13 protein-coding genes, 1 tRNA gene and 1 pseudogene are annotated in these 20,881 nt (G+C 68.4%); 5 read left to right on the plus strand and 10 right to left on the minus strand.

The window, feature by feature from the left end; translation table 11 throughout:
• Positions 1-15: 15 nt before the first annotated feature.
• From AC5DRG_RS18745 to AC5DRG_RS18775, 7 genes are all read right to left on the minus strand, one after another.
• The gene (locus AC5DRG_RS18745) at positions 16-720 is read right to left on the minus strand and encodes a DUF8185 domain-containing protein (protein ID WP_491811690.1); all 705 of its coding nucleotides are present in this window, start codon (positions 718-720) and stop codon (positions 16-18) included.
• Positions 717-1,136: an acyl-CoA thioesterase gene (locus tag AC5DRG_RS18750; protein WP_491811691.1), complete on the minus strand. Its 420-nt coding sequence runs from the start codon at positions 1,134-1,136 to the stop codon at positions 717-719. The genes AC5DRG_RS18745 and AC5DRG_RS18750 overlap by 4 nt, the downstream gene beginning before the upstream one ends.
• 6 nt (positions 1,137-1,142) lie before the next feature.
• Positions 1,143-2,807, minus strand: coding sequence for an energy-dependent translational throttle protein EttA (gene ettA, locus AC5DRG_RS18755; protein WP_491811692.1), 1,665 nt, complete (start codon positions 2,805-2,807; stop codon positions 1,143-1,145).
• A 190-nt stretch (positions 2,808-2,997) separates the two neighbouring features.
• Positions 2,998-4,386, minus strand: coding sequence for a Cys-Gln thioester bond-forming surface protein (locus AC5DRG_RS18760; protein WP_491811693.1), 1,389 nt, complete (start codon positions 4,384-4,386; stop codon positions 2,998-3,000).
• A gap of 314 nt (positions 4,387-4,700) precedes the next feature.
• Positions 4,701-5,174, minus strand: a complete 474-nt coding sequence (locus tag AC5DRG_RS18765) for a single-stranded DNA-binding protein (RefSeq protein ID WP_491811694.1) — start codon at positions 5,172-5,174, stop codon at positions 4,701-4,703.
• A 262-nt stretch (positions 5,175-5,436) separates the two neighbouring features.
• The gene (locus tag AC5DRG_RS18770; protein ID WP_491811695.1) at positions 5,437-7,419 is read right to left on the minus strand and encodes a YfjP family GTPase; all 1,983 of its coding nucleotides are present in this window, start codon (positions 7,417-7,419) and stop codon (positions 5,437-5,439) included.
• A 3-nt stretch (positions 7,420-7,422) separates the two neighbouring features.
• Positions 7,423-9,030: a dynamin family protein gene (locus AC5DRG_RS18775; protein WP_491811696.1), complete on the minus strand. Its 1,608-nt coding sequence runs from the start codon at positions 9,028-9,030 to the stop codon at positions 7,423-7,425.
• A gap of 320 nt (positions 9,031-9,350) precedes the next feature.
• Here AC5DRG_RS18775 and AC5DRG_RS18780 point away from each other — a divergent pair.
• Both AC5DRG_RS18780 and AC5DRG_RS18785 read left to right on the plus strand, forming a co-directional pair.
• Positions 9,351-9,426, plus strand: a tRNA-Arg gene (locus AC5DRG_RS18780).
• Positions 9,427-9,598: 172 nt separating this feature from the next.
• Positions 9,599-10,060, plus strand: coding sequence for a hypothetical protein (locus tag AC5DRG_RS18785; protein WP_491811697.1), 462 nt, complete (start codon positions 9,599-9,601; stop codon positions 10,058-10,060).
• 186 nt (positions 10,061-10,246) lie between these two features.
• Here the strand turns inward: AC5DRG_RS18785 and AC5DRG_RS18790 are convergent.
• A pseudogene (locus AC5DRG_RS18790) lies at positions 10,247-10,759 on the minus strand (recombinase family protein); the annotation flags it as partial.
• Here AC5DRG_RS18790 and AC5DRG_RS18795 point away from each other — a divergent pair.
• From AC5DRG_RS18795 to AC5DRG_RS18805, 3 genes are all read left to right on the plus strand, one after another.
• On the plus strand, positions 10,679-11,419 hold the full coding sequence (locus AC5DRG_RS18795) for a hypothetical protein (protein WP_491811698.1): 741 nt from the start codon (positions 10,679-10,681) through the stop codon (positions 11,417-11,419). The pseudogene AC5DRG_RS18790 and the gene AC5DRG_RS18795 overlap by 81 nt on opposite strands.
• A 453-nt stretch (positions 11,420-11,872) precedes the next feature.
• Complete coding sequence (locus AC5DRG_RS18800; RefSeq protein ID WP_491811699.1) at positions 11,873-12,436, plus strand: RNA polymerase sigma factor; 564 nt, start codon at positions 11,873-11,875, stop codon at positions 12,434-12,436.
• Positions 12,429-13,040: a hypothetical protein gene (locus AC5DRG_RS18805; protein WP_491811700.1), complete on the plus strand. Its 612-nt coding sequence runs from the start codon at positions 12,429-12,431 to the stop codon at positions 13,038-13,040. The genes AC5DRG_RS18800 and AC5DRG_RS18805 overlap by 8 nt, the downstream gene beginning before the upstream one ends.
• Positions 13,041-13,319: 279 nt before the next feature.
• Here AC5DRG_RS18805 and AC5DRG_RS18810 read toward each other — a convergent pair whose 3' ends face one another.
• Entirely contained in the window at positions 13,320-13,862 is a 543-nt protein-coding gene (locus AC5DRG_RS18810) for an imm11 family protein (protein WP_491811701.1), read from the minus strand.
• Positions 13,862-20,812: an RHS repeat-associated core domain-containing protein gene (locus AC5DRG_RS18815; RefSeq protein ID WP_491811702.1), complete on the minus strand. Its 6,951-nt coding sequence runs from the start codon at positions 20,810-20,812 to the stop codon at positions 13,862-13,864. The genes AC5DRG_RS18810 and AC5DRG_RS18815 overlap by 1 nt, the downstream gene beginning before the upstream one ends.
• Positions 20,813-20,881 lie beyond the last annotated feature (69 nt).

Below are 20,881 nucleotides of genomic sequence, written 5' to 3' on the forward strand. Positions count from 1 at the left end.
CGCCGGTCCGAGTGGTCAGCGCACGCTGACGCCCAACGCCCCAAGTCCCGCCCTGCGTACGGCGATCGACCCGTAGGGCGTACGCAGCCGCAGCCACGCACCCGAGGAGAACAGCCCCAGCGGCACCTCGTCGGGCACCGGGCCGCTCGGGGTCGCGGGCATGGCCGGCCGCAGGAATCCCAGCGACTGTGCCGCGTGCACGGCCCGCACCGGAAGGCGCGTGTCCCCGACGGCCCGGGACCAGATCTCCCGCCCGACCCGGTCGAGTTCGGCTCTCGTACGTCGCTCGGGCGCCAACTCCTGTGTACGGGACCGGAATTCGGTGATCCCGGCGGCGACCATCCGGCGCAGGGCGTCCGGCTCGGGCAGCCCCGGCTCGGGCCGCCATCCGCCGCGTGGCGGGAGCACTCCGGCCCACGGGGGCCCGGTCACCGCGGTCGGGACACCGGCGGTGGCCGCCGGCTCGTCGATGGACTCCAGGAGTTCACCGGCGGAGACGGTCACGTCCAGGGTGACGTCGAGGCCGTTCTCGTAGGGCTTGGCGAGTCGTACCGCGCGGATCGCCAGGACCTCGAAGGACGGTGGCCGCCCGAACACGGCGAGCGCGGTTCCGGCCGCCTGGAGGCGTACCGCGGCTCCACGGTCGTAGTGGAGCAGCCGGGAGAGGAAGGCCGCGAGATCCGCCGCCTCCCCCTCGTCGGCGAGGTGGAGCACCGTCATGCGGCGACGGCCTCCTCCTCATCATCGGCGGTATCCCGGTAGCCCTCCAGGAACTCCCGCTCCTCCGCGGTGATCCGGCGCGGCCGCTGCGTCGCGAAGTCGAACGGCACTATCACCGTCGAGGCCCGGACGTAGACCTGGTCCGGGTCCTTGACCTCGTAGGCGATCGTGAAGGAGGCCGCCCTTATCTCCGTGACCCACAGCTCGATGTCCACGGGCGTGTGCCGGTGGACGAGCTGCCGCTTGTAGTCGATCTCATGGCGTGCCACCACGGACCCCTGCTTGAAATCCTTCTCCGGGCGGAACAGGAAGTCGATACGGGCCTCCTCCAGATAGCGGAGGAAGACCACGTTGTTGACGTGGCCGTACGCGTCCATGTCCGCCCAGCGCAGTGGGCAGCGGTAGATATGCCGCAAGATCGATCAGCCCCGGGTCAGCTTCTTGTAGGTGGCGCGGTGCGGACGGGCGGCGTCCGGACCGAGACGCTCGACCTTGTTCTTCTCGTAGGACTCGAAGTTGCCCTCGAACCAGAACCACTTGGAGTCACCCTCGTAGGCGAGGATGTGCGTGGCGACCCGGTCCAGGAACCACCGGTCGTGGGAGACGACCACGGCCGCACCCGGGAACTCCAGCAGCGCGTTCTCCAGCGAGGACAGCGTCTCGACATCGAGGTCGTTGGTGGGCTCGTCGAGGAGCAGCAGGTTGCCGCCCTGCTTGAGGGTGAGCGCGAGGTTGAGGCGGTTGCGCTCACCGCCGGACAGGACACCCGCCGGCTTCTGCTGGTCCGGGCCCTTGAAGCCGAAGGCGGAGACGTACGCCCGCGACGGCATCTCGACCTGACCGACGTTGATGTAGTCCAGCTCGTCGGAGACGACGGCCCACAGCGTCTTCTTCGGGTCGATGCTCTCGCGGCTCTGGTCGACGTAGGAGATCTTGACGGTCTCGCCGACCTTGATCGAACCGGAGTCCGGGGCCTCAAGGCCCTGGATCATCTTGAAGAGGGTGGTCTTGCCGGCGCCGTTCGGGCCGATGACGCCGACGATGCCGTTGCGCGGCAGCGTGAAGCTCAGGTCGTCGATGAGGACCTTGTCGCCGAAGGCCTTGGAGAGGTTGTTGACCTCGACGACGATGGAGCCCAGACGCGGGCCCGGCGGAATCTGGATCTCCTCGAAGTCCAGCTTCCGCATCTTGTCCGCCTCGGCGGCCATCTCCTCGTAACGCGACAGTCGCGCCTTGGACTTGGCCTGCCGCCCCTTGGCGTTGGACCGCACCCACTCCAGCTCTTCCTTCAGACGCTTCGCACGCTTGGCGTCCTTCTGGCCCTCGACCTTGAGGCGGGAGGCCTTGTTGTCGAGGTACGTGGAGTAGTTGCCCTCGTAGGGGATCGCGCGGCCGCGGTCGAGCTCGAGGATCCACTGCGCGACGTTGTCCAGGAAGTACCGGTCGTGGGTGACGGCGACGACGGTGCCGGAGTACTTCGCGAGGTGCTGCTCCAGCCACTGCACGGACTCGGCGTCCAGGTGGTTGGTGGGCTCGTCGAGGAGCAGCAGGTCAGGAGCCTCGATCAGCAGCTTGCAGAGCGCGACGCGGCGACGCTCACCACCGGAGAGGTTGGTGACCGGCCAGTCGCCGGGCGGGCAGCCCAGGGCGTCCATGGCCTGCTCCAGCTGGGCGTCCAGGTCCCACGCGTTGGCGTGGTCCAGGTCGTCCTGGAGCTTGCCCATCTCCTCCATGAGCGCGTCCGAGTAGTCGGTCGCCATGAGCTCCGCGACCTCGTTGAAGCGATGGAGCTTGCCCATGATCTCGGCGGCGCCGTCCTGCACGTTCTCCAGGACCGTCTTGGTCTCGTCGAGCGGCGGCTCCTGGAGGAGCATGCCGACGGAGTAGCCGGGCGACAGGAACGCGTCACCGTTGGACGGCTGCTCAAGGCCCGCCATGATCTTGAGAACGGTGGACTTACCGGCGCCGTTCGGGCCGACCACACCGATCTTCGCTCCGGGCAGGAAGCTCAGGGTGACGTCATCGAGAATCACCTTGTCGCCGTGCGCCTTGCGCGTCTTGCGCATGGTGTAAATGAACTCAGCCAAGAGAAACCGTCCGGACGCTTGAAATCGGCAGTGGGCTTTACACCCCATCTTGCCGTACGTCCATCCCTCGACGGAAACCCGAATGGGCGGGGGCCTCCGCATCGGGCCCGAGGGTCCGGCGCGGAGGGTGAGCGGGGCATCACTCACTGTTGAGTTGCCAAGGATCCGTGACTCTCGGCCGCTCCGTCGGTCAGTCCTGGAACGGGGTCTGCTTCTTGCGGGTGAGGACCAGGAAAGCGCCGCCGATCACGACCAGGGCGATGGCCGTTCCCGCGATCAGGGGGGTCGCGCTGGAGCCGCCCGTCGCGGCCAGGTCGGTGCCGCCGGTGCTGGTGCCGCCGACCGTGGCGGGGCTCGGCTCGCTGAGGGTCTGGGTCGAGTCGCCGGACTCACTGCCCCGGGTCTGGCAGTCGAGCACTCCGGTGAACCGCTTCTCGAAGCCGTTCGGGCCCTTGATCGTGAAGTCGTACGCCTGGTCCTCCTGGAGCGGGAACGTGACCGTCTCCGACTCGCCCGCCGCGATGCTGCGCTCGATCTCCATCAGCTCGAAGGTGAACGCCTCGTCGCCCTGGTTGGACGCCGTGATGTCGAGGCCGCCCTTGGCGCAGTTCTCCTGCGCCGACAACGCGGGTATCGCGCCCTTCTTCGCCCAGTTCGCGCTCACCGTCGCCGAGACCGTCGACTCGCTGGAGCCGGCCAGGATCTGGGTCTGGCTTCTGCTCTCGGAGGCGAAGGCCCGGCCGACGGGGACGGTCGTCGAGCCCTGCACGGTCAACTCGGCCGAACCGTCCGCGGCACCGGCGGGCACGTCGAAGTAGATCTGGCTGCCGTCCACCGCGGACGTGACCGCCTTGCGGTTCTTGTCGACGATCGCCACCCCGCTCGTGGCGGCGTCGGCCGGCGGCGTCAGCGCCACGCTGCCCGCGTTGGTGTGGACGGTCACCGGGCCGAGCAGCTCACCGGGGTGGCCGGAGACCGCGGGCGGGTCGAGGGTCAGCGAGGCCTGCGGCTCCGCCACATCGCGTGCGCTCTTCTGCAGGTAGTCCGCGAGCTTCTCGGCCTGCGGGTCGACGGCGTCGACGTCCGCGCCGTCGGAGTAGCGCCAGATGGCCACCTGGGTGCCGGCCGCCGCGTCCTGCTCGGTGAGGCTGCCGACGCCCGCCTTCCGGGCGAGGGCCGCGAGGTCGTTCACCTGGGGGTAGGAGTTCTGCAGGATCCAACGGATCTTACCGGCGTCCTTGTTCGCCCCCAGCGAGGTGCCGCTCCAGGCGGTCTCGTGGTACTTGGCGTCCCGCTGCGTGGGGTTGTGGATGTCCACGCAGTACGTCTGAAGGGTGCCGCCGCCGTCGACGGACATCTCGAACAGGCCCGCGGACACATCGAGGTCCCCGCTGTCGTCGTGGACCACGGCGGCGCCGTACGTCTTCAGGCCGCCTATCGTCGCGGTCGCCCCGCCCTGACTCTGCGTAGTCGCGTCGGCGGCGGCCGGGCCCGCGGCGGTCATCACGCCGACGGTCACGAGCCCGGACACCAACGTCGCGGCGGCGAGGCGGGCAACCCCTCGCCTGCGCGCGGACACCGCCGACAACACAGAGAACGAAGAAAACACAGAATTCCCCTTCGAGCAGGACCCGTTGACGCGGGGGGTACGGTCCCACCAGCAGAATCAGAAGCCCCGAGAGCTATGCCCGGCATCCTAGGGATGCGGGCGCACCGTGCTTCCCGGTGAGATCGTCGGATCACCGATCCGACTCGGAATCGTTATCGCCAAGATCGCCTGCGAGCAGGGCTTATCGACAAATCCACCGGGCTTTCGGAGCGCATTCGTCGATAAGCCGCAGTTCGGTCAGCCCCCTCCAGTCCATCCTTGACGTGACAGCCCGTCACGTGATGTCACGTCACAGCGACCGGCTCCGCCCGCTGTTGGGAGGTCGCCCCCGCCGAGTCCCGAGCAGGTGTCTCCCACGTGGGCTCGGGCTGGGGTGGTGAAGTGGCCGGTCCCGTCTCGCCCTTGCTCGGTCGGCGGAAGACCGACGTGCCCCGCGAGAGGTCGTGGCCGATCGCCACCGCGTCGATGTCGGCCGAGGTCCAGTTCTGTCCCTCGCGCACTTCCGTACGTACCTTCAGCCTGCCCTGGACGATGACGGGATCGCCCACCGTCAAGGACGCGCCCACGTTCGTGGCGAGCTGCCGGTTGGCCCACACCGTGAAGAAATTGGTGTGCCCGTCCGTCCACTCGCTCTTCTCGCGGTCCCAGTAACGGGCGGTCACCGCCAGCCGGAACCTCGCCGACCCGCCCGCCGAAAGCTCCCGGTAGACCGGCTGTGTCGCCACGTTGCCCACCGCGCAGACCAACGTCTCGTTCATCGTGAACCCCTCCCTCGCCCGCACGCTCTCGCCGGGCGGATCCGCCGACGGGCCCGTCCCGTACGGCTGCGTCTGGCACGACGGCCGCGAACTCCTCGCGTACCGCCGCCGTGACGACCGCGTTCGTCGCGATCGCCGCGAAGCCAGACTGCCTCCGTCGGGCCGAGCCCGCTGAGCGCTGTGGACCACCGTCCGCCTGTGGAAAACTCCGCCACCCGAACGAGTGAGCCGCCCCCTCCCACCTCCTGCCGCCATCCCCGTTTCACCTCACCCCGGCGCCCGCCCCCAGCACCCGCCCGTACTGCTCCCGCACCTCCCGGTACCGCAGCAACTCCGCCGCCACCGGGTCCAGCACCCGGGCCCGCCCACAGCCGGCGGCGGCCTCCCGCAGACGCCGCTCCGCCTCAAGGCCGTAGCGCCGGGCCGGTCCGCGCGCGGCCATCCGGCAGCTCCACTCGACGAGCGGACCGCCGACGATGCCCGCCACCATCAGCAGCACCGGCACTCCGAGGTTCGGCGACATGAAGCCGATGATCTGGCTCACCAGCCACAGCCCGCCGACGACCTGAAGGATCGTCATCGACGCCTGGACGAACACGGCCATCGGCCACCAGCCCGGACGCGGCGGCCGCCCCGGCGGCAGTCCCGCGCGCGCGGCCAGCTCGTCCAGCGCCTCCGGCAGCCCCTGGGACCCGCGTGCGGCGGCCTCCCGTACGGCCTGCGCCCATGGGGCGGGCAGCCCGGTCGAGGCGCGGTCGGCCACCGTCCGTACCGCCTGTTCGACGCGCTGGCGCGCGGTGGCCTCCTCGTCCGGATGGCCGCGCAGGGACAGCCGGCCGGTGGGCGGCTCGGTCCGGTCCTGGTACCAGCGCCACAGCCGCAGCCAGGGCGTCCCGCACGCGCGGTTGGCGTTGCGCAGCCACGCGCGTTCGGCGGCCTCGCCCGCCGCGGTGGCGCCGACCGCGTCCGCGAGCCGGGCGGAGAACTCGTCCCGCGCCTCCTCGCTGAGCCCGGCTCGCCGTCCCGTGGCGTACACGGGCCACAGCCGGGCCGCGGCCGCGTCCAAGTCGGCTGAAATTCGACGTGCCGCGGCTCCTCGCTCCGTCACGAACTGGCCAAGCACCTCACGCAGTTCGGCCACACCGTCACCGGTGAGCGCGGACAGCGCGAGTACGGTCGCGCCCGGTTCGCCGTATTCGCCGAGGGCGATCCCGTCCTCGTCGAGCAGCCGTCGTAGATCGTCCAGGACCTGTTCGGCGGCCTCCCCCGGCAGCCGGTCGACCTGGTTGAGCACGACGAACATGACCTCCGCGTGCCCTGCCATGGGCCGCAGATAGCGCTCGTGCAGCACGGCGTCGGCGTACTTCTCGGGGTCGACGACCCAGATGACCGCGTCGACGAGCGCGAGGACGCGGTCCACCTGTTCGCGGTGCTGTACGGCGGCCGAGTCGTGGTCGGGCAGGTCGACCAGGACCAGCCCGCGCAGCTGCGCCTCCGCCTCCACGCTCTGCACCGGGCGGCGCCGCAGCCGTCCCGGGACGCCGAGCCGGTCGATGAGGGTGGCCGCGCCGTCGCTCCAACTGCACGTGATGGGCTGCGCGGTGGTCGGCCGGCGGACGCCCGTCTCCGAGATGGTCACCCCGGCGAGCGCGTTGAACAGCTGGGACTTGCCGCTGCCGGTGGCACCCGCGATGGCGACGACGGTGTGCTGCCCGGAGAGCCTGCGCCGCGCCACCGCCTCGTCGAGGACCCGGCCCGCCTCGGAGAGCGTCCGGCTGTCGAGCCGGGTGCGGGACAGGCCCACCAGTTCGCGCAGCGCGTCGAGCCGCGAGCGCAGCGGTCCGTCGTACGCCAGCGGGGCCGCGTTCTGTACGCCGCTGGAGAACCTGGTCTCCACGACGGCGGCCTGTTCCGCGGCGGCGTTCTCGTTCACCCGCCGGGCGATCAGGCCGTCGTCCCACGCGCTCGTGGAGTCCGTACGACCGTCCGCGGGGCCATTTGTAGAGCCGTCTGTACGACCGGACTCGTGGCCGTCCTTCACGCGCGCGTGCTCGTCGTCGCCGCCCTCGCCCTCGGGGAGCTCGGCGTCGGCCGGCTCGCCCTCCGACGCACTGTCAGCGCCCTCCGTGGGAAGAGCATTGGGCAGGGCGTTCTCGGATGAAACGCTTCCTTCGGGCTCGTCAGGCTTCTCGGGGATCCGGTTCTCGACCTGATCGGTGTGGTCCTCGTCAGTCACGGCGGTCACCGGTCACCTCTCCTTCTGCAGTACGGACAGCGCGGCGATGAGTTCCGCCTGCGGCTCCGGATGTACTTCGAGGGCGTCGAGCGGGGCGATCCTGCGCTCGCGTTCCGTGTGCATCACGCGGTCCACGTGTTCGGCCAGCAGCCGCCCGCCCCGATCACGCAGCCGCAGCGCCCCGTGCGCGCCGATCCGCTCGGCGAGCCCCTCCCCCGCGGACCTGGCTCTACGACCGCCAAGCAGCACGGTGGCGACCAGCGCGGCGATCACCTCGGGATCCGGCGCGACGCTCCGGTCGCGGTCGCGTACCTCCTCCTCGGCGTACTCCTCCAACTCCCGCCGCCACCGCCGTACGGCCATCCCGATGCGGTGTTCGGCGCTCTCCAGCGAGGGGTCACGGGCCGCCAGTTCCGGTGCGCCCGAGGCCGGTTCGCGGCGCCAGGTCTCGTCGACGCGCTCGTCGGCGGCCGTCACGGAGCACAGCAGGAGCGCGGCGAGGCTCTCCGCGAGCGCGTCGAGGAGTTCGGCGGCGGAGCAGTCGAGCGGGAAGGCCCGCCAGCGCTTCAGGGCGTCACCGGCGAGCACGGCCCCTGCCTGCAACCGCCCTCGCACGCGCGCGTGCTCGCTGCCGTACGCCGTGTCGACGGCCGCGGTGAGCCGTAGCGCGGCCGCGTACTGGGCGGCGGCCGCACCGGCCAGTTCGGGCATCCGGGACTTGAGCGAGTCGAGCACTCCGTACGCCGTACGGGCCATCGCGTGCTGTCTGGCCGCCGGGTCCTGGGCCTGCTGGAGGAGCCAGGTGCGCAGCGGTGCCACGGCGGTGGCCGGCAGGAGTCCGCCGCCCCAGGCCGACTCGGGCAGCTCGGGCACGGTGAAGCGCGGTACGTGGCCGAGCCCGGACTTGGTGAGCAGCGCCCCGAACTGCCTGGACACCTCGGAGACCACCTGGTGCGGAACGCGGTCCAGGACGGTGATGAGGGCGGCGTCATGTTCCTTGGCGGTGCGCAGCAGATGCCAGGGCACGGCGTCGGCGTACCGCGCGGCCGTCGTGACCATGATCCAGATGTCGGCCGCGCAGATCAGTTCGGCGGCCAGGACACGGTTGTCGGCGACCAGGGAGTCGATGTCGGGGGCGTCGAGGAGGGCGAGCCCGCGCGGGAGGGTGTCGGCGGTCTCGATGCGCAGTACGCGCGTGCCGTCCTCGCCGGGCAGCAGCAGTTCGTCCGCCGGGTCCTGGTGGGGCACCCACACGCGCGTGAGGTCGGGCAGTACGCGCATCCCGCTGAACCAGTGATGGTCTTCCGGGTTGCACACCAGCACCGGCGTCCGCGTGGTCGGCCGCAGCACGCCCGCCTCGCTGACGCGCCGCCCCACAAGGGAGTTGACCAGCGTCGACTTGCCGGCCCCCGTGGATCCGCCGATGACGGCCAGCAGAGGCGCTTCAGGTTCTCTCAGTCGGGGCACCAAGTAGTCGTCGAGCTGGGCGAGCAGTTCGTCGCGGTTGGCACGCGCGCGTGGAGCCCCCGCCAGGGGCAGCGGGAAGCGTGCGGCGGCGACACGGTCGCGCAGGGCGGAGAGTGCGTCGAGCAGCTGAGGCCGTACGTCCAAGGTCACCACATGTGAAGAATGCCCAATTTTAGGGGAATTCTGAAGCATATGAGCATGTCTGCGCGCCGACAGGACACAACGGACGGAAGGGGCGACTGGGGCGCAGCCACAGTCCAGGCATAACGAGTGCACAACACCCGGGGCGTGAGACGCCAAAAGCGATGCACGATTCGTACCTGCCTGCGATTATCAGGACCGCTTCACTGAACCTCCACATTGAGCCACGGAGGCTAAGCAACAGGGACAAGGATCCGGGAGCCCTATCCTTGTCCCCGGCAACGTCACGGATCAGCCCCGTCCGGGCACCACGACAGAGGCCACCACACCCGGCCCCCGTAGCTCAGTGGATAGAGCAGGCGCCTTCTAAGCGCTTGGCCGCAGGTTCGAGTCCTGCCGGGGGCGCCACGCAGAAGGATGGCGTCGGAGACGTCGTCCCCTCGCTCATTCCTTCCTCCTCGCTCGTTCGGGGCGTACCGCCCGGCCGTCCGGGCAAGAGGTCCGCCACATCCGCGACGGCAGCAATGCTGCCACCGGTCAGCGTGACGCGACAGGCCGCCCGTTCGGTCCTGTGGTCGTAGTGGATCTCCAGCCGCAGCACCTCGAAGAGATGACGCGAGATCTCGTCCGACATGTCGGCCAGATCGATCGAGGCGATGGGCAGCTCGCAGAGGAGTCCCGGATTCGGGACCTCCTGAATCTCGGCTTCCAGACCGTTCAGCTGCCGTTCCAGGTCCAGCTGCTGTCCGTGCAGCTCGGCGCGGCGCTCGTTGAGGTCGCGGAGGAATTCTCGGTCGGGGTTGTCGACGAGCTCCAGATTGCGGAGGAGCCGCTTGTTCCTGGTCCCCGCTTCCGCGATCGCGACACGGAGGGCCGCCGCTCGTTCCTCCCGCGCACGCTGCGCATCGGCGTCGAGCTGAGCCACCCCCTCGGCGAGGAGGTCGCTCCGGTACTCACCGAAGACCTGGTTGGCCAGGAAGTCGTTCAGTCCGCGAACGAGTCCTTGCTCAGGCACCCAGACGCTCGCCGGGTGGTCCGGTGACCGGTATGGCCTCTTGGGCGCGCACACGTAGTAGCTGATGCCCTTGCTCGGCTTCCCGTAGAAGCGGCGGCAGCACTGGACGCAGAACACGAAGCTACGCAGCCGGTAGCTGCGCTTGGCCCGCGGGTGCCTGCTCACTCCGGCGGCGCTGCGCGAGCGCTCGCGCTGGCCAGCGACCTCTTGCGCCTGCACGAACGTCTCCAGACTCACCAACACCTCGTGAGTCGGCTCGGAGGACCACACCCACTCCTCCACCGGGTTGCGTCGGTTCCGTCCGGCGCCCTTGCGGGCGCGGCGGTTCCAGACCATGTGGCCGGTGTGCTTGGGGTTGGTCAGGACGTCCCGGACGTTCGAGTAGGTCCAACGCCCGACCGCCGTGTCGGCCAGGATGGGCGACGGCGGCGGGTTGGTGATCAGCTCCAGGTTCAGCCGTTCCGCGATGGCCTCGTAGCTCATACGCTCCACCACTCGCCAGCGGAACATCCTCTGTACGACCGGCCCCTCGACGGGATGAACCTCCAGCAGCGTCTTCTTGATCCCCTTGGCCCGCTTCGCGGGCACAGGGTGCGGTACCGGCTTTCCCCGGTGGCCGTAGCACGGCTTGCCCACGTTGTAGCCGTGTTCGGTATGCACCTCGAAGCCGGCCCAGGACTTCTCCAGCAGCTCCGTGACGTACCACTCAGCTACGCCCTGCTTCACACGGCGGGTGAGGACCTGGGTGGCCGCCTTGGCCTTGCGGAGATTCCCGTCGAGCCGGATCGGCTCGTCGGACGCGAGCAGGGGCACGCCGACCTGCTCCAGCTGATACTCGATCTTGGTGCTGAAGTACGTCGTACGCGCGATCCGCTCGACCGCCTCGCAGATCACCGCGTCGAATCGTCTGTCGGGGCGTTGCGCCTCCTCAAGCAGATCCTTGATGCCGCCGTCCCTCGGGATCGGGATCTGGAACTGTTCGTGCGCCTGGCCGCGGCCCCGGGCGTCCAGTGCCATCCGGCCGGACTCCACGTCGTAGAAGTGCGCGACGATCACCGCATTGTCGGGCAGAGCGGCTTGGCTGCCGCGAAGCTGCCGCGGCAGCGAGAGGGTTGGGTCCTGAAGGTCGCGGGTGGAGGTCCGGCCCACCCATGCCACCCGGATCAATTGGTCTCGCGGTCTTCCGGGCAGTCCTGCGGTTCCGGCTCGCTGTTCAATCCAGGCTCGGATCGCTTCCGGGCCACCCATTCCACCACCTCCTTTATGACCCGCGCTTGTTCGCGGCGCAGTTGGGCCCCTTCCGGGCCGTCCAGGACTTGGATTTCGAACGTCATCGGTCACGTCCGCCCTCAATTCGCCCCCTCCGTCGCACCAGTAGATGCCTAACGAATAGACGAACGAGGCGAGGCTCGATCATGACGGCCGGTCACCAGTACGACTGGATCTGACGCTCTGGGGAAACGAATTGACCGTTGGCAGCCGTCGCATCGCGACAGTCTCGAGCCGCGATGTCACATCTAGTCGACTTCTCGCTTTAAGGATGTAGGTGCGGCGCTGCGGACGCGCTGTCGAGCAGGGTGGAGTGGGTATGGATCCGGTGACGATCGGAGTCACGTCAGTGGCCGCCGCAGGCGGCTATCTCCTGCGTCTCGGCTATCGGTGGATCAAGGTACATGCGGAGATACGTCGTGCGGAGTTGGATCAGCAAGGTCTGTTGGAGCGAACCCGGTCGCTCCCACCTGGGAGTCGGCTGACCGAGAAGACCTCGGATCGCGAGGTGGAGATCGTGGTCGGCGTAGGTCTCCCTGCAGTTGGCTGCCGAGAGAGGTGATGCGCGGCATGGTCATGGAACAACCTCCGGCGCCTGTCGGAGCCGAGACTCAACAGCAAACGTTGTTGGGACTTCCGGCCATCCAACGTGACGACTTTGACACCTTCTACATCCGTGAAATGCCTGCGGTGACGGTGTTCCTGGTGCACCAGGGGGCCTCGCCCTATGAGGCGGCCGACGCCGCGCACGAAGCGATGAGCAAGCTCTTGCCTGACCGGTGGCGCACCGTGGAACACCCGCGGGCCTTCCTGCGGGTGACCGCGCAACGCTGCTATTGGCGTCAGAACGACGTGCGGATTTCACCGACGGACGCGGTGCCGGAGAGGCCGGGTGGCACCTGTCCCGTGTCCGAGGTGCTGTTCTCGGAGTCCCAGCAGCGCATCCTCGACGCCTTGCATCAACTGACGCCTTCATTACGGACCGCGATGGCCTGGCACTTGGACGGTTTCGACCACAGTGAGATCGCCGAGGTGCTCGGGGTGAGTCTCGCCGCTGTGCGGCAGAACATCAGCAGGGCCCGCAGGAAACTGATCGCCATCCTTGACCTCGAAAAGGGGGATGCACATGGCTGACCGCACGCCCCATGAGGACGGGCGCGACGGCGCTGAGCAACTTCTGGACCAACTCCTGTCCCTCAGCCACGCTCAACTCCTCGATTCTGTGAGCGATGCCATTGACTCTGACGTCGGCCTCAACGTATTGCAGCCCCTGCGTGCTCAGAGCGGGCACGGCAGGAATAGCGAGCACAGGCGTCGTTTCGCGACTCGTGTGTACACGTACGGGCCGTTGTTACCGATCCTCTCGGAGGCGACAGACAGCCTCGCCGAAACCCTCCAGAGGGTCGAGCGGCTTCAGGGGCTGGTGGGAGAGATCGCGCGATTCGCGCACGCAGTCGCAACGCGCAGCGTGGAAACGTCAGCTGAAGCAAGCCTCCAGTTGCTCGGACAGCTGGCATCAGGCCTGGAGCATCGGTCCTTGACCCAGGCCCAGGTGCGTCAACTGTTCTCGGCCCTTGAGCAACAGGTGGCCAGGACGCTGCAGGCGATGAAGTTCACAGAGCACGTCCCGAACGCCTATCGATCGCTTCTTGTCCACGCCGAGACGTTGCCTGCTCTCAGGGCCCTGGTCATGCGACTGTTCGACGATGCGGACGACAACGCGCGTCTCCAGAACTGATGACACCGGCGGCCTGCCGACTCGGCACGCTGACGACCTTCAGCCACAAGAGGCGCAGAACACCAATCACCTGCTCCGTCAGTCGGCTGATCCGCCTTGGTTCGAATGGAGTTATCTCCATTCGAACCAAGGCGGATCAGCCGACAGATCGATCGAGAGCAGCCGCGCCACCGGCGACTGGAGAGACCGCGATCCCGAGCAGGAAGACCGGCCACACCACGTACCGCGCACGAAGGCGGCCGCGTACGGACGGTTCCAGCCACCCGCGTTCCTCGGCCGTCAGCCGTCGGCCCAGTCCACCGCCACGTAGGTGATGCCCTTCACGCCCGCCTCGTCCAGGGCTTGTTTGACCTGCTCGCCCACGAACACCATGGTGATGCCGCCCGGGACGCGGAAGACACGGGAGGCGAGGGCGTCCGCTTCACTCCGACGGAAGGCCGGGAAACGCAGCGCCTCGTAGGTCGGGTAGATGTCGATGATCGAGGCCTCCCGGTCCACGACGTCCAGCACGTTGTGCGCCTGTACGACGTAGACCGGTTCCCCGTCCAGGAGACCCTCCGCGATGGTGTTGATGTCGGCGCTCGCGACCCGCATCAAGACACGGTAGGCGCGCTCATCGCACACCCAGTCCAGGATCTGCGGGTACCAGAAGACATCGGGTCTGTCGCCTCCCTCACCACGCTCCCACTCGAACTCAACCACTCGGTCCACCGCCGGATAGCGGGTGTTCCAGTCGTGATCACTGGCAGCCACGGGAAAGGCCGATCCATCCCCGTCGAGGCAGCCGAACTCGTCAACGTCGAGTTCCACCAAGTAGGCCATCAGAGCGTTCCGTACCTTTCCCATCTGGCGTATTGGTCGACTGCGGCCAGTTCGGTCTTCAGCTGCGACATGAAGTCGACGACCGCCTGTTTCCCACCCCGGGCGTCGGCCGCCAGGACCTCGGTGTTGATGTACCGGTAGTACGAGTGGACGAATGTGCCCCGGTGGCCCTGGTGGCTCATCCACACCCCGTTCTCGGCCGAATCGATGTCGATCGCATGCTTCTTGAGGACGTTCCATGCCGCCGCGACCTTCTTGCAGCCGCAAGGAATGATGTGGTGCGCTTGGGCGTCCACGCCGCTCGGCTTCGCCTCGCCCGCGTTTTCGAGGTTCTTTCCCAGTTTGCGGCTGTCGCAGTTGTGCACCAGCAGCGGCGTCTCGCCGGCCGCCACATAGTACGTGTGGATCCCGGTGACCGTGAGGTCGTGTGTGCGCTGGCGGCGCTCGAAGTACCGGACGTCTCCGACCGTGGCCGTGGTCCCGGCGGCCGTGCGCAGGGTCATGCTCGGGTGCAGGTCGCCCGCCTGGATCCAACGGTTCTCCGAGACGGACCAGAAGGGGTGCGTGGTCGTCGCGACCAGGGACTCCGTCCCGATCGTGAGGTCGACGAAGTCCTTGTCGTCCTCGGTGACGATGGTGCCCGCGACCTCGCGGACGACCGTGCGGCCGGTCTTCGGGTCGGTGACCGTGACCTTGTCGCCCGGCCTGATGTCCTTGATCTTCTTCCGTTTACCGTTCGCCAGCAGGACCTCGGCGTCGGGCAGGAAGCTGTGGCAGGCACCCGCCTTGCGGCTGCCGCCGACCGAATCCTTGATCTTGTCGACGGCGGCCAGCGCCTTCTCCCGCGCCTTGTCCAGCGCGGCCCGCGCACTGTTGAGTCGCTCGGATGCCTTGGACATGGCCTTCAGACCGCCGAAGAGGTCTTTCAGCAGACCGGTGACGCGTTTGGCGAGTTTGATGCCCTTGCCGATGTTCCAGGGCATGCCGTACTTCGCCAGGAGTTTGCCGGCGATGCCTCCCGCGAAACTGCCCGCGATGTTCAGCAGCGTCTCACCGCAGGCGCCCAGATCACCGCTGGAGATGCAGTCCATAGCGGCGTTGATGCCGAGGATGTCCTTGACGATGTGAATGAGTTCCCGACCCGCCGACCTGATCTGCTGCTGAGCCTGGGACTGCTGGGACTGGGCGTCGGCGACGTCCTGCGCCGCTTGGCCCACCTCGGAGCTGCCACCGGCGCAGTACGGATCGATGGCGCTGGGGCACCAGGCTCCGGTCCCCCGCTCCCTGCCGTTCCGGTCGCAGTTGAGGGACTTTCCGTTGCGGCACTCGAACAGCCCGGTCGGGTCGGACAGAGTCACCGGGGTGTTGCTCGCGTACGCGTACCCGTTCATTTGCTGGGGCCGCGTGAAGTCGACGACCGGGTCCGGCGAGATGAACTTGCCCAGGTCCGGGTCATAGGCTCGGGCGCCCAGGTTGATCAGACCGGTGGAGGAGTCGATCGTGCCACCGACGAATCCCTTCTGACCCGGCCAGGTGGCGGTCTCCGGTGAGAGCTTGCCGCGGGCGGCACCGTAGGGGTCGGTGCGCCGCTGGGTAACGGCTCCGCTGACCGCATCGACGGCCAGTTCACCTGTGCCGTGATGGTCGGAGGAAAGGAATGAGGCCTTGTTGTCCGAGGTGCGGATCGCGATGGTCTGACCGGCGTATGCGTAGTAACGCGTGGCCGTGACCGTGCTGGAGCCGGTCTTCAGCTCCAGTTCCATGCCCGGCAGGTAGACGGTCGTCTCGTCGGCCGTTGTCCGCTTCAGACGGTCGCCTTCCGCGTCGTACAGGAACGACGTCTCGCTGCCGTCCGCCTCCGTGGCCTTCGTCAGCTTGCCGGTGGCGTCCCAGTCGAGGCTCTGGACATCACCGCCGATCGTGCGCTTCCACGTGTTGCCCGACACGTCGTACGCGTACGTCTGCTGCCGGTCGCCGGTCGGGGTCTTCTCGGCGACCTTGGTCACCTGGTGGGGGCCACCGTCGTCCGCCTCGCCCGGGGTGCCGTCTTGGTCGCCGTCCTGGTAAGTGAAGGTGCGGGTCGTGTTCTTGGTGGCGTTCAGGGACGGGTCGTGGCGGAGCTCCTGGGTGCGGTTGCCGATGTCGTCGACCGTCCAGCTCGTCCAGTACGCCGACGGTCCGCCCAGAGGGGTGGCGCCCGGTGCCGCGTCGCACGCAGTGGGCTTCTTGCCGGCGTAATCGGCGGTGCCGCCGATGGTGCCCTCGCCCGCGGCCGTGGCAGCGGTGGCCGCCGGGGTCCAGGCGTCGACCAGGCGGGCCTGGCCGTCGTAGGCGAAGCACTGCACGTCGAGGGTCGCGCTGCTTGCCGTATTGGCGGTGTCGGTGGTGGAGAGGACGTTGCCGACCTGGTCGTAGGAGTAGTGCTGGTCCTTGGCGACGCTGGCGGCGGAACCGACCTTCACCGTGGAGCGCGTGAGCCGGTCGGTGCCCTTCTCGTAGTAGAAGTTCTCCTCTGTGCGGGCGCCGCCTGTACTCAGCGAGAGCTGCAGTAGCTGGCTGGTGTTGGACCAGACCGTGCCGGTGACGTACGTCGATGTGGCACTGCCCATGGTCAGCGGGCGCTGCAGGTCGTCGTAGGTGTACTTCAGGCTCTCCGTGGGCAGTCCGCCGGCCGCCGGCACGCCTGTGGTGGCGACCGTGCCGTCCCGGTTGTAGGCGGTGGTGAACGGATACGTGCCCGCGAGCTTTCCTTCCGACGCCGGGACCGTGTAGTTGGTCGTCAACGGCCGATAGAAGCTGTCGTAGGACGCCACGACGGCCGAGTACGCCTCCCCGTTGGGCAGGTAGCGGTAGTCAGCGTAGGAGTAGCCGAGCGCACCCGACCGGTCGTACTTGGTCTCGGTCAGCTTGGTCCCCGTGGAGACCGCGCCCTCCCAGGTCGACTTGGGGCGGCCCAGGCTGTCGTACTCCGTGGAGACGATCCGGTGCCGGGCGTCCTCACTGGAGATAAGGCGGTCCGCCTCGTCATAGGTGAGCTTCGTCTCCCCCGCATCGGGGTCGACCTTGCGGACCAGCCGTCCCCGCTGGTCGTACTCCTGACGCCAGACGTTGCCCTTGGAGTCCGTGACGGTGGCGAGTTCACCCGCCGGGGTGTGCGTGTACTTGGTGACGGTGCGCTCGGTGCCCGGGCCGGTCGGAACCGGCGTGTGGCCCTTGTAGTGCCACAGCTCCTTGATCTTGCCCTCGGCGTCGGTGACCGTCGTGGTGGCCACTCCGCCGGGCGGCGGGTCCACGTGCGTCATGTTGCCGTCGTACGAGGTGGTGGTGCGCCACTGCTCGTATCCGGCGATGGTGAAGATCTCGGCGGTGGTGCGCCCCAGGCCGTCGTACACATACCGCATCTGGTTGGCGACGTCGCCGTTGGTGACGGTCAGCAGTTCGTCGGAGGCCCCGCCGGCCGCGTAGTACGTCTCGTTGGCACGCTTCACTGCGCCCGTGGCGTCGTAGAAGGTGTCGGCGACCATGCGGCCACCGGTTGGGCCCTCGGTCTGCTTCTGGCGCGGGCGCAGCAGGCCGTCGTAGAGCTGCCACTCGGTGCCGTAGGTGCCGTCCTGCTCGATCTTCTCGGTCTTCACCGCGACCGGCTTGTCCTGGCGGACGAGGTAGGAGTACTTGATGCTCGGCGTCTGGGTGCTGCGCCGGTCCGGCAGCCAGACCGAAGTGAGCCGGCCGAGCGTGTCGAAGGCCAGGTCGGTGCGCTTGGTGTTGGGGTCGGTCTGGCCGGTGGACTGGCCGCGCAGGCGATCGTAGGACGTGGTGGTGATGTGGCCGAGGTCGTTGGTGACCTTGGTGGCCGAGATCAGGCCGTTGACATCCGTGTACTCCGTGGTCGTCAGCGCACCGGCCACGTCCTCCTGCTGCTTGGGGCGGCCGAAGTCGTCGTACTCGGTGGTGCCGGTGGTCTGGTACGTGCCCTTGGTGCCGTCATGGGTCACCAGACGCTCTGTGGAAGTGGCCAGGCCCTTGGTGGGTGCGCCTCCGAAGACACCCTTGTCGTAAAGGGTGCGTTCGTCGGTGACGACGTCGCCCGGGGTCTTGCCGTTGGTCTTGCGGTTCGGGGCGACGTCGCAGGCGACGGCGACGGTCTCGATCTGCTTGGGCAGCGAGTAGATGTGCTGGGCCGCGCTGTCGGTGTACGAGGTTCGCGTGCAGGTGTTGTCCGCGGCGGTCGTCGTGTCGCCGCGGTTGTCGATCTGCAGCACCCGGCCGTACTCGGGGTCGAACTCCGTCGTCGACACCGTCTCGCGCCAGCCACCCGAGGACTGGGCAGTGTAACCGCGTACCTGCGTGGTTTCGACGATGGTCGCCTTGGTGGTGCCCCAGCTCTTCGTCTGGGTGGCCGTGTCGTGCTTCCACGGCGTGCTGACGACCTTGGAGACGACCTTGTCCTTGTCGTAGGCAGCCTTCTCCACCTCGAAGCCGGTGAACTCCTTGTCGCCCGTGTACGCGGCGCCGTTGGAGGCGGTGATCTTCTCCGTGCGGGTGCCGCCGCCGGGCAGCTTGTCGCCGTCCATGCCCTGCAGGTAGGTGTGGTCGACGCGGGTGCTGTGCTCGCTGTCGCCGCTGGTGACGGTGACCTTGCCGTAGCCCTGCCACTGGCTCCAGGTCAGGAACTTCTCGTCGGTGATTCCGTCGGGTTCGGCGTGCCGCCAGGCCGTGTCGCCCTGGTAGTCGTAGCTGGTGACCATCACGTCGTTCACGTCGCCGCCGGTGCGGTCGCGCTGGCTGACGGTGTCAACGACGTATTTGTGGAACCAGTCGGTGATGGGTTCCAGCCAGCCCGACGGTGCCCACACCACCGGGTAGCAGCGCTTGACCGACTCGCCCGGCTTGGGCAGTGAATCCGCCGAGCAGTCGGCGGACTTGTAGGAGATGTCGAGCTGCGAGCCGCTCTCGCTGATCACCGTGGCTAGCCGGTAGCGGTTCATCGGTGCGATGTTGTCGCCGATCGCGTCGACCCGGTTCGCCAGCTTGGTGCCGATCAGCGTGACCGGCGGCAGCTCGATGTCGGCGCCGTCGCCGGCCTTGCCGGTGTGCACGATCTCCGACAGCCACAGGGTGTTGGAGTCGTCGCCGTTGTCGGTGAAGCGGTGGGTGAGGGACCACGAGTCGACGTCGGCGTATGGGGCCGCGCTGTCGCCGGTGTAGGCCTGGGTGGTGATTGCCGTCAGCCGCTTGCGGGTCCAGAACGAAGGGGAGGACTGGGTGGCCGAGCACTTGGTGTCGGCCTTGCAGTAGCGGTCCCAGGGGGTGTCCGGCCACTTGCCCGCGTTGGCCGAGGTCCACTTGTCCTCGTCGCAGACGAACGTGTCCGTGTCCAGGCAGCGTTCGTCGGTGTCGAACACCACGCGGGCCGGGGCGGGCTGCGTGTACAGCGTGGACTGACGCTGGCCGTACTCGATGCGCTTGAGGTAGCCGCCGCGGTCGTACAGCGTGCCGTTGACGTCGGTCTTGCCGTTCAGGGCGTAGTGGTTGGTCTCCTTCCCGTAGTAGTAGGACATGACGTTGCCCTGGGTGTCCTTGACGTAGTCGAGGTTCCAGCGCCACGCCTGGTTGCACCATGCGCTCGTGAACGTGGCGTTGAAGCAGGGCTCCTTGTCGTCGTCACCGAAGACGGGTGTGGTCCAGGCGGAGTCCGTCTCGGTATTGCCGCTGCTCCAGCCCGGGAGGCGGTTGAGACCGAACCAGTACTCGGTGCCGTCGGTGGTGGTGACCTTCCAGTGCTCACCGTCATCGTCGTCGTTGGTGGCGCCGGTCAGCTTCTCGACCTTCGAACCGTCCTCGCCGGAGACGTGCCACTCGCCGCTCTCGTCGTCCTTGACCAGCTGCGCGGCCGAGCCGTTGAGCATGAGGGTCGCGTTGTCGTACGCCCAGCACTGCTCGCCCGAGGTGGAATGTCCGTCGTCGGCGCACGGCTTGTAGGAACGCTCGACATAGCCCGGCTCGAAAGAGAAGCCTTCGCCCACCCAGGAACCCTGGTTGTTGGTGGTCGCGGTGCGGCCGTCGGCCGACTGGGAGGAGTACGACAGGCCCACGGACGGGGTGAGTCCGCCAGGGGTCGGGACGACCTGGACCGGATACGACCAGGAGAAGCCGCCCGAGGAGGGCGAGACGTTCCACTCGGCCGACGGGGACAGCGGGGTCGCCTTGTAGTCGCCCTGCGCGGAGGCGTCGGCTGCAGCGAGGGCGACCACGGTGCCCGCGGAGGTGGTGGCGAGCGGCGCGGAGACCGTCTGGTTCTTCGTGTCGTTGACGGAGGCCAGAGGCTCCGGGCGGCCCTGGCACTCCTTGCCGCCCAGTTGCTTCTCCAGGGCGCAGGCGGGCACCTCGAACAGGGCCAGGCGGGAGCCGTAACTACCGCCGGAAGCCTCGGCGAACGCACCGTAGTCCACGCTGAGCCGGACCTTCGCCCGCTCGTCGGTGTCCGGGTTCTTCACCCGCAGCAGTACGCCGGCGGCCGTGGCGCGGCTGTGCGGGAGGACTTCGACGGCGAGGTCGTCGGGCGCGGTGACCGTGGTCTTCGTCGCTGCCCGCTGGTTCACCGCGGACAGGCCGATCGGCAGCCCGCCGACCTTCTCCGGCGTGGTCCGGGACTCCGATGCCGTGACGGGCACGCGGCGCTCGGCCGCGCCCGGCCAGGTCGGCTTGTCCAGGCTGCGGATCGCGGCCTTGCGGGTCGGGTCCGCGGGGATCTTGCGGGGTATCCCGGCGTCCTTGCCCTCGACCGGGTCACCGAGCGCCTGGACGGCGGGGCCTGGCGTGCTCTCCCGGTCGGGGAAGGCCACGGCCTGGATCGTGCCGGCCGTCAGGGCGAGGGAGGACACGACGGCCACGACCGCGGCCCGGCCTCGCAGGCGACGGCCGGTGAGAAGGGATCTGGCAGCAGGCATGCAGGAACTCCGCGGGGTGAGGAGCGAAGGTGGGGGGTCTTGGAGCTCTTGGAAGAGGCGGGCAGGGGT

This window comes from Streptomyces sp. JLBG701 (assembly GCF_058544905.1).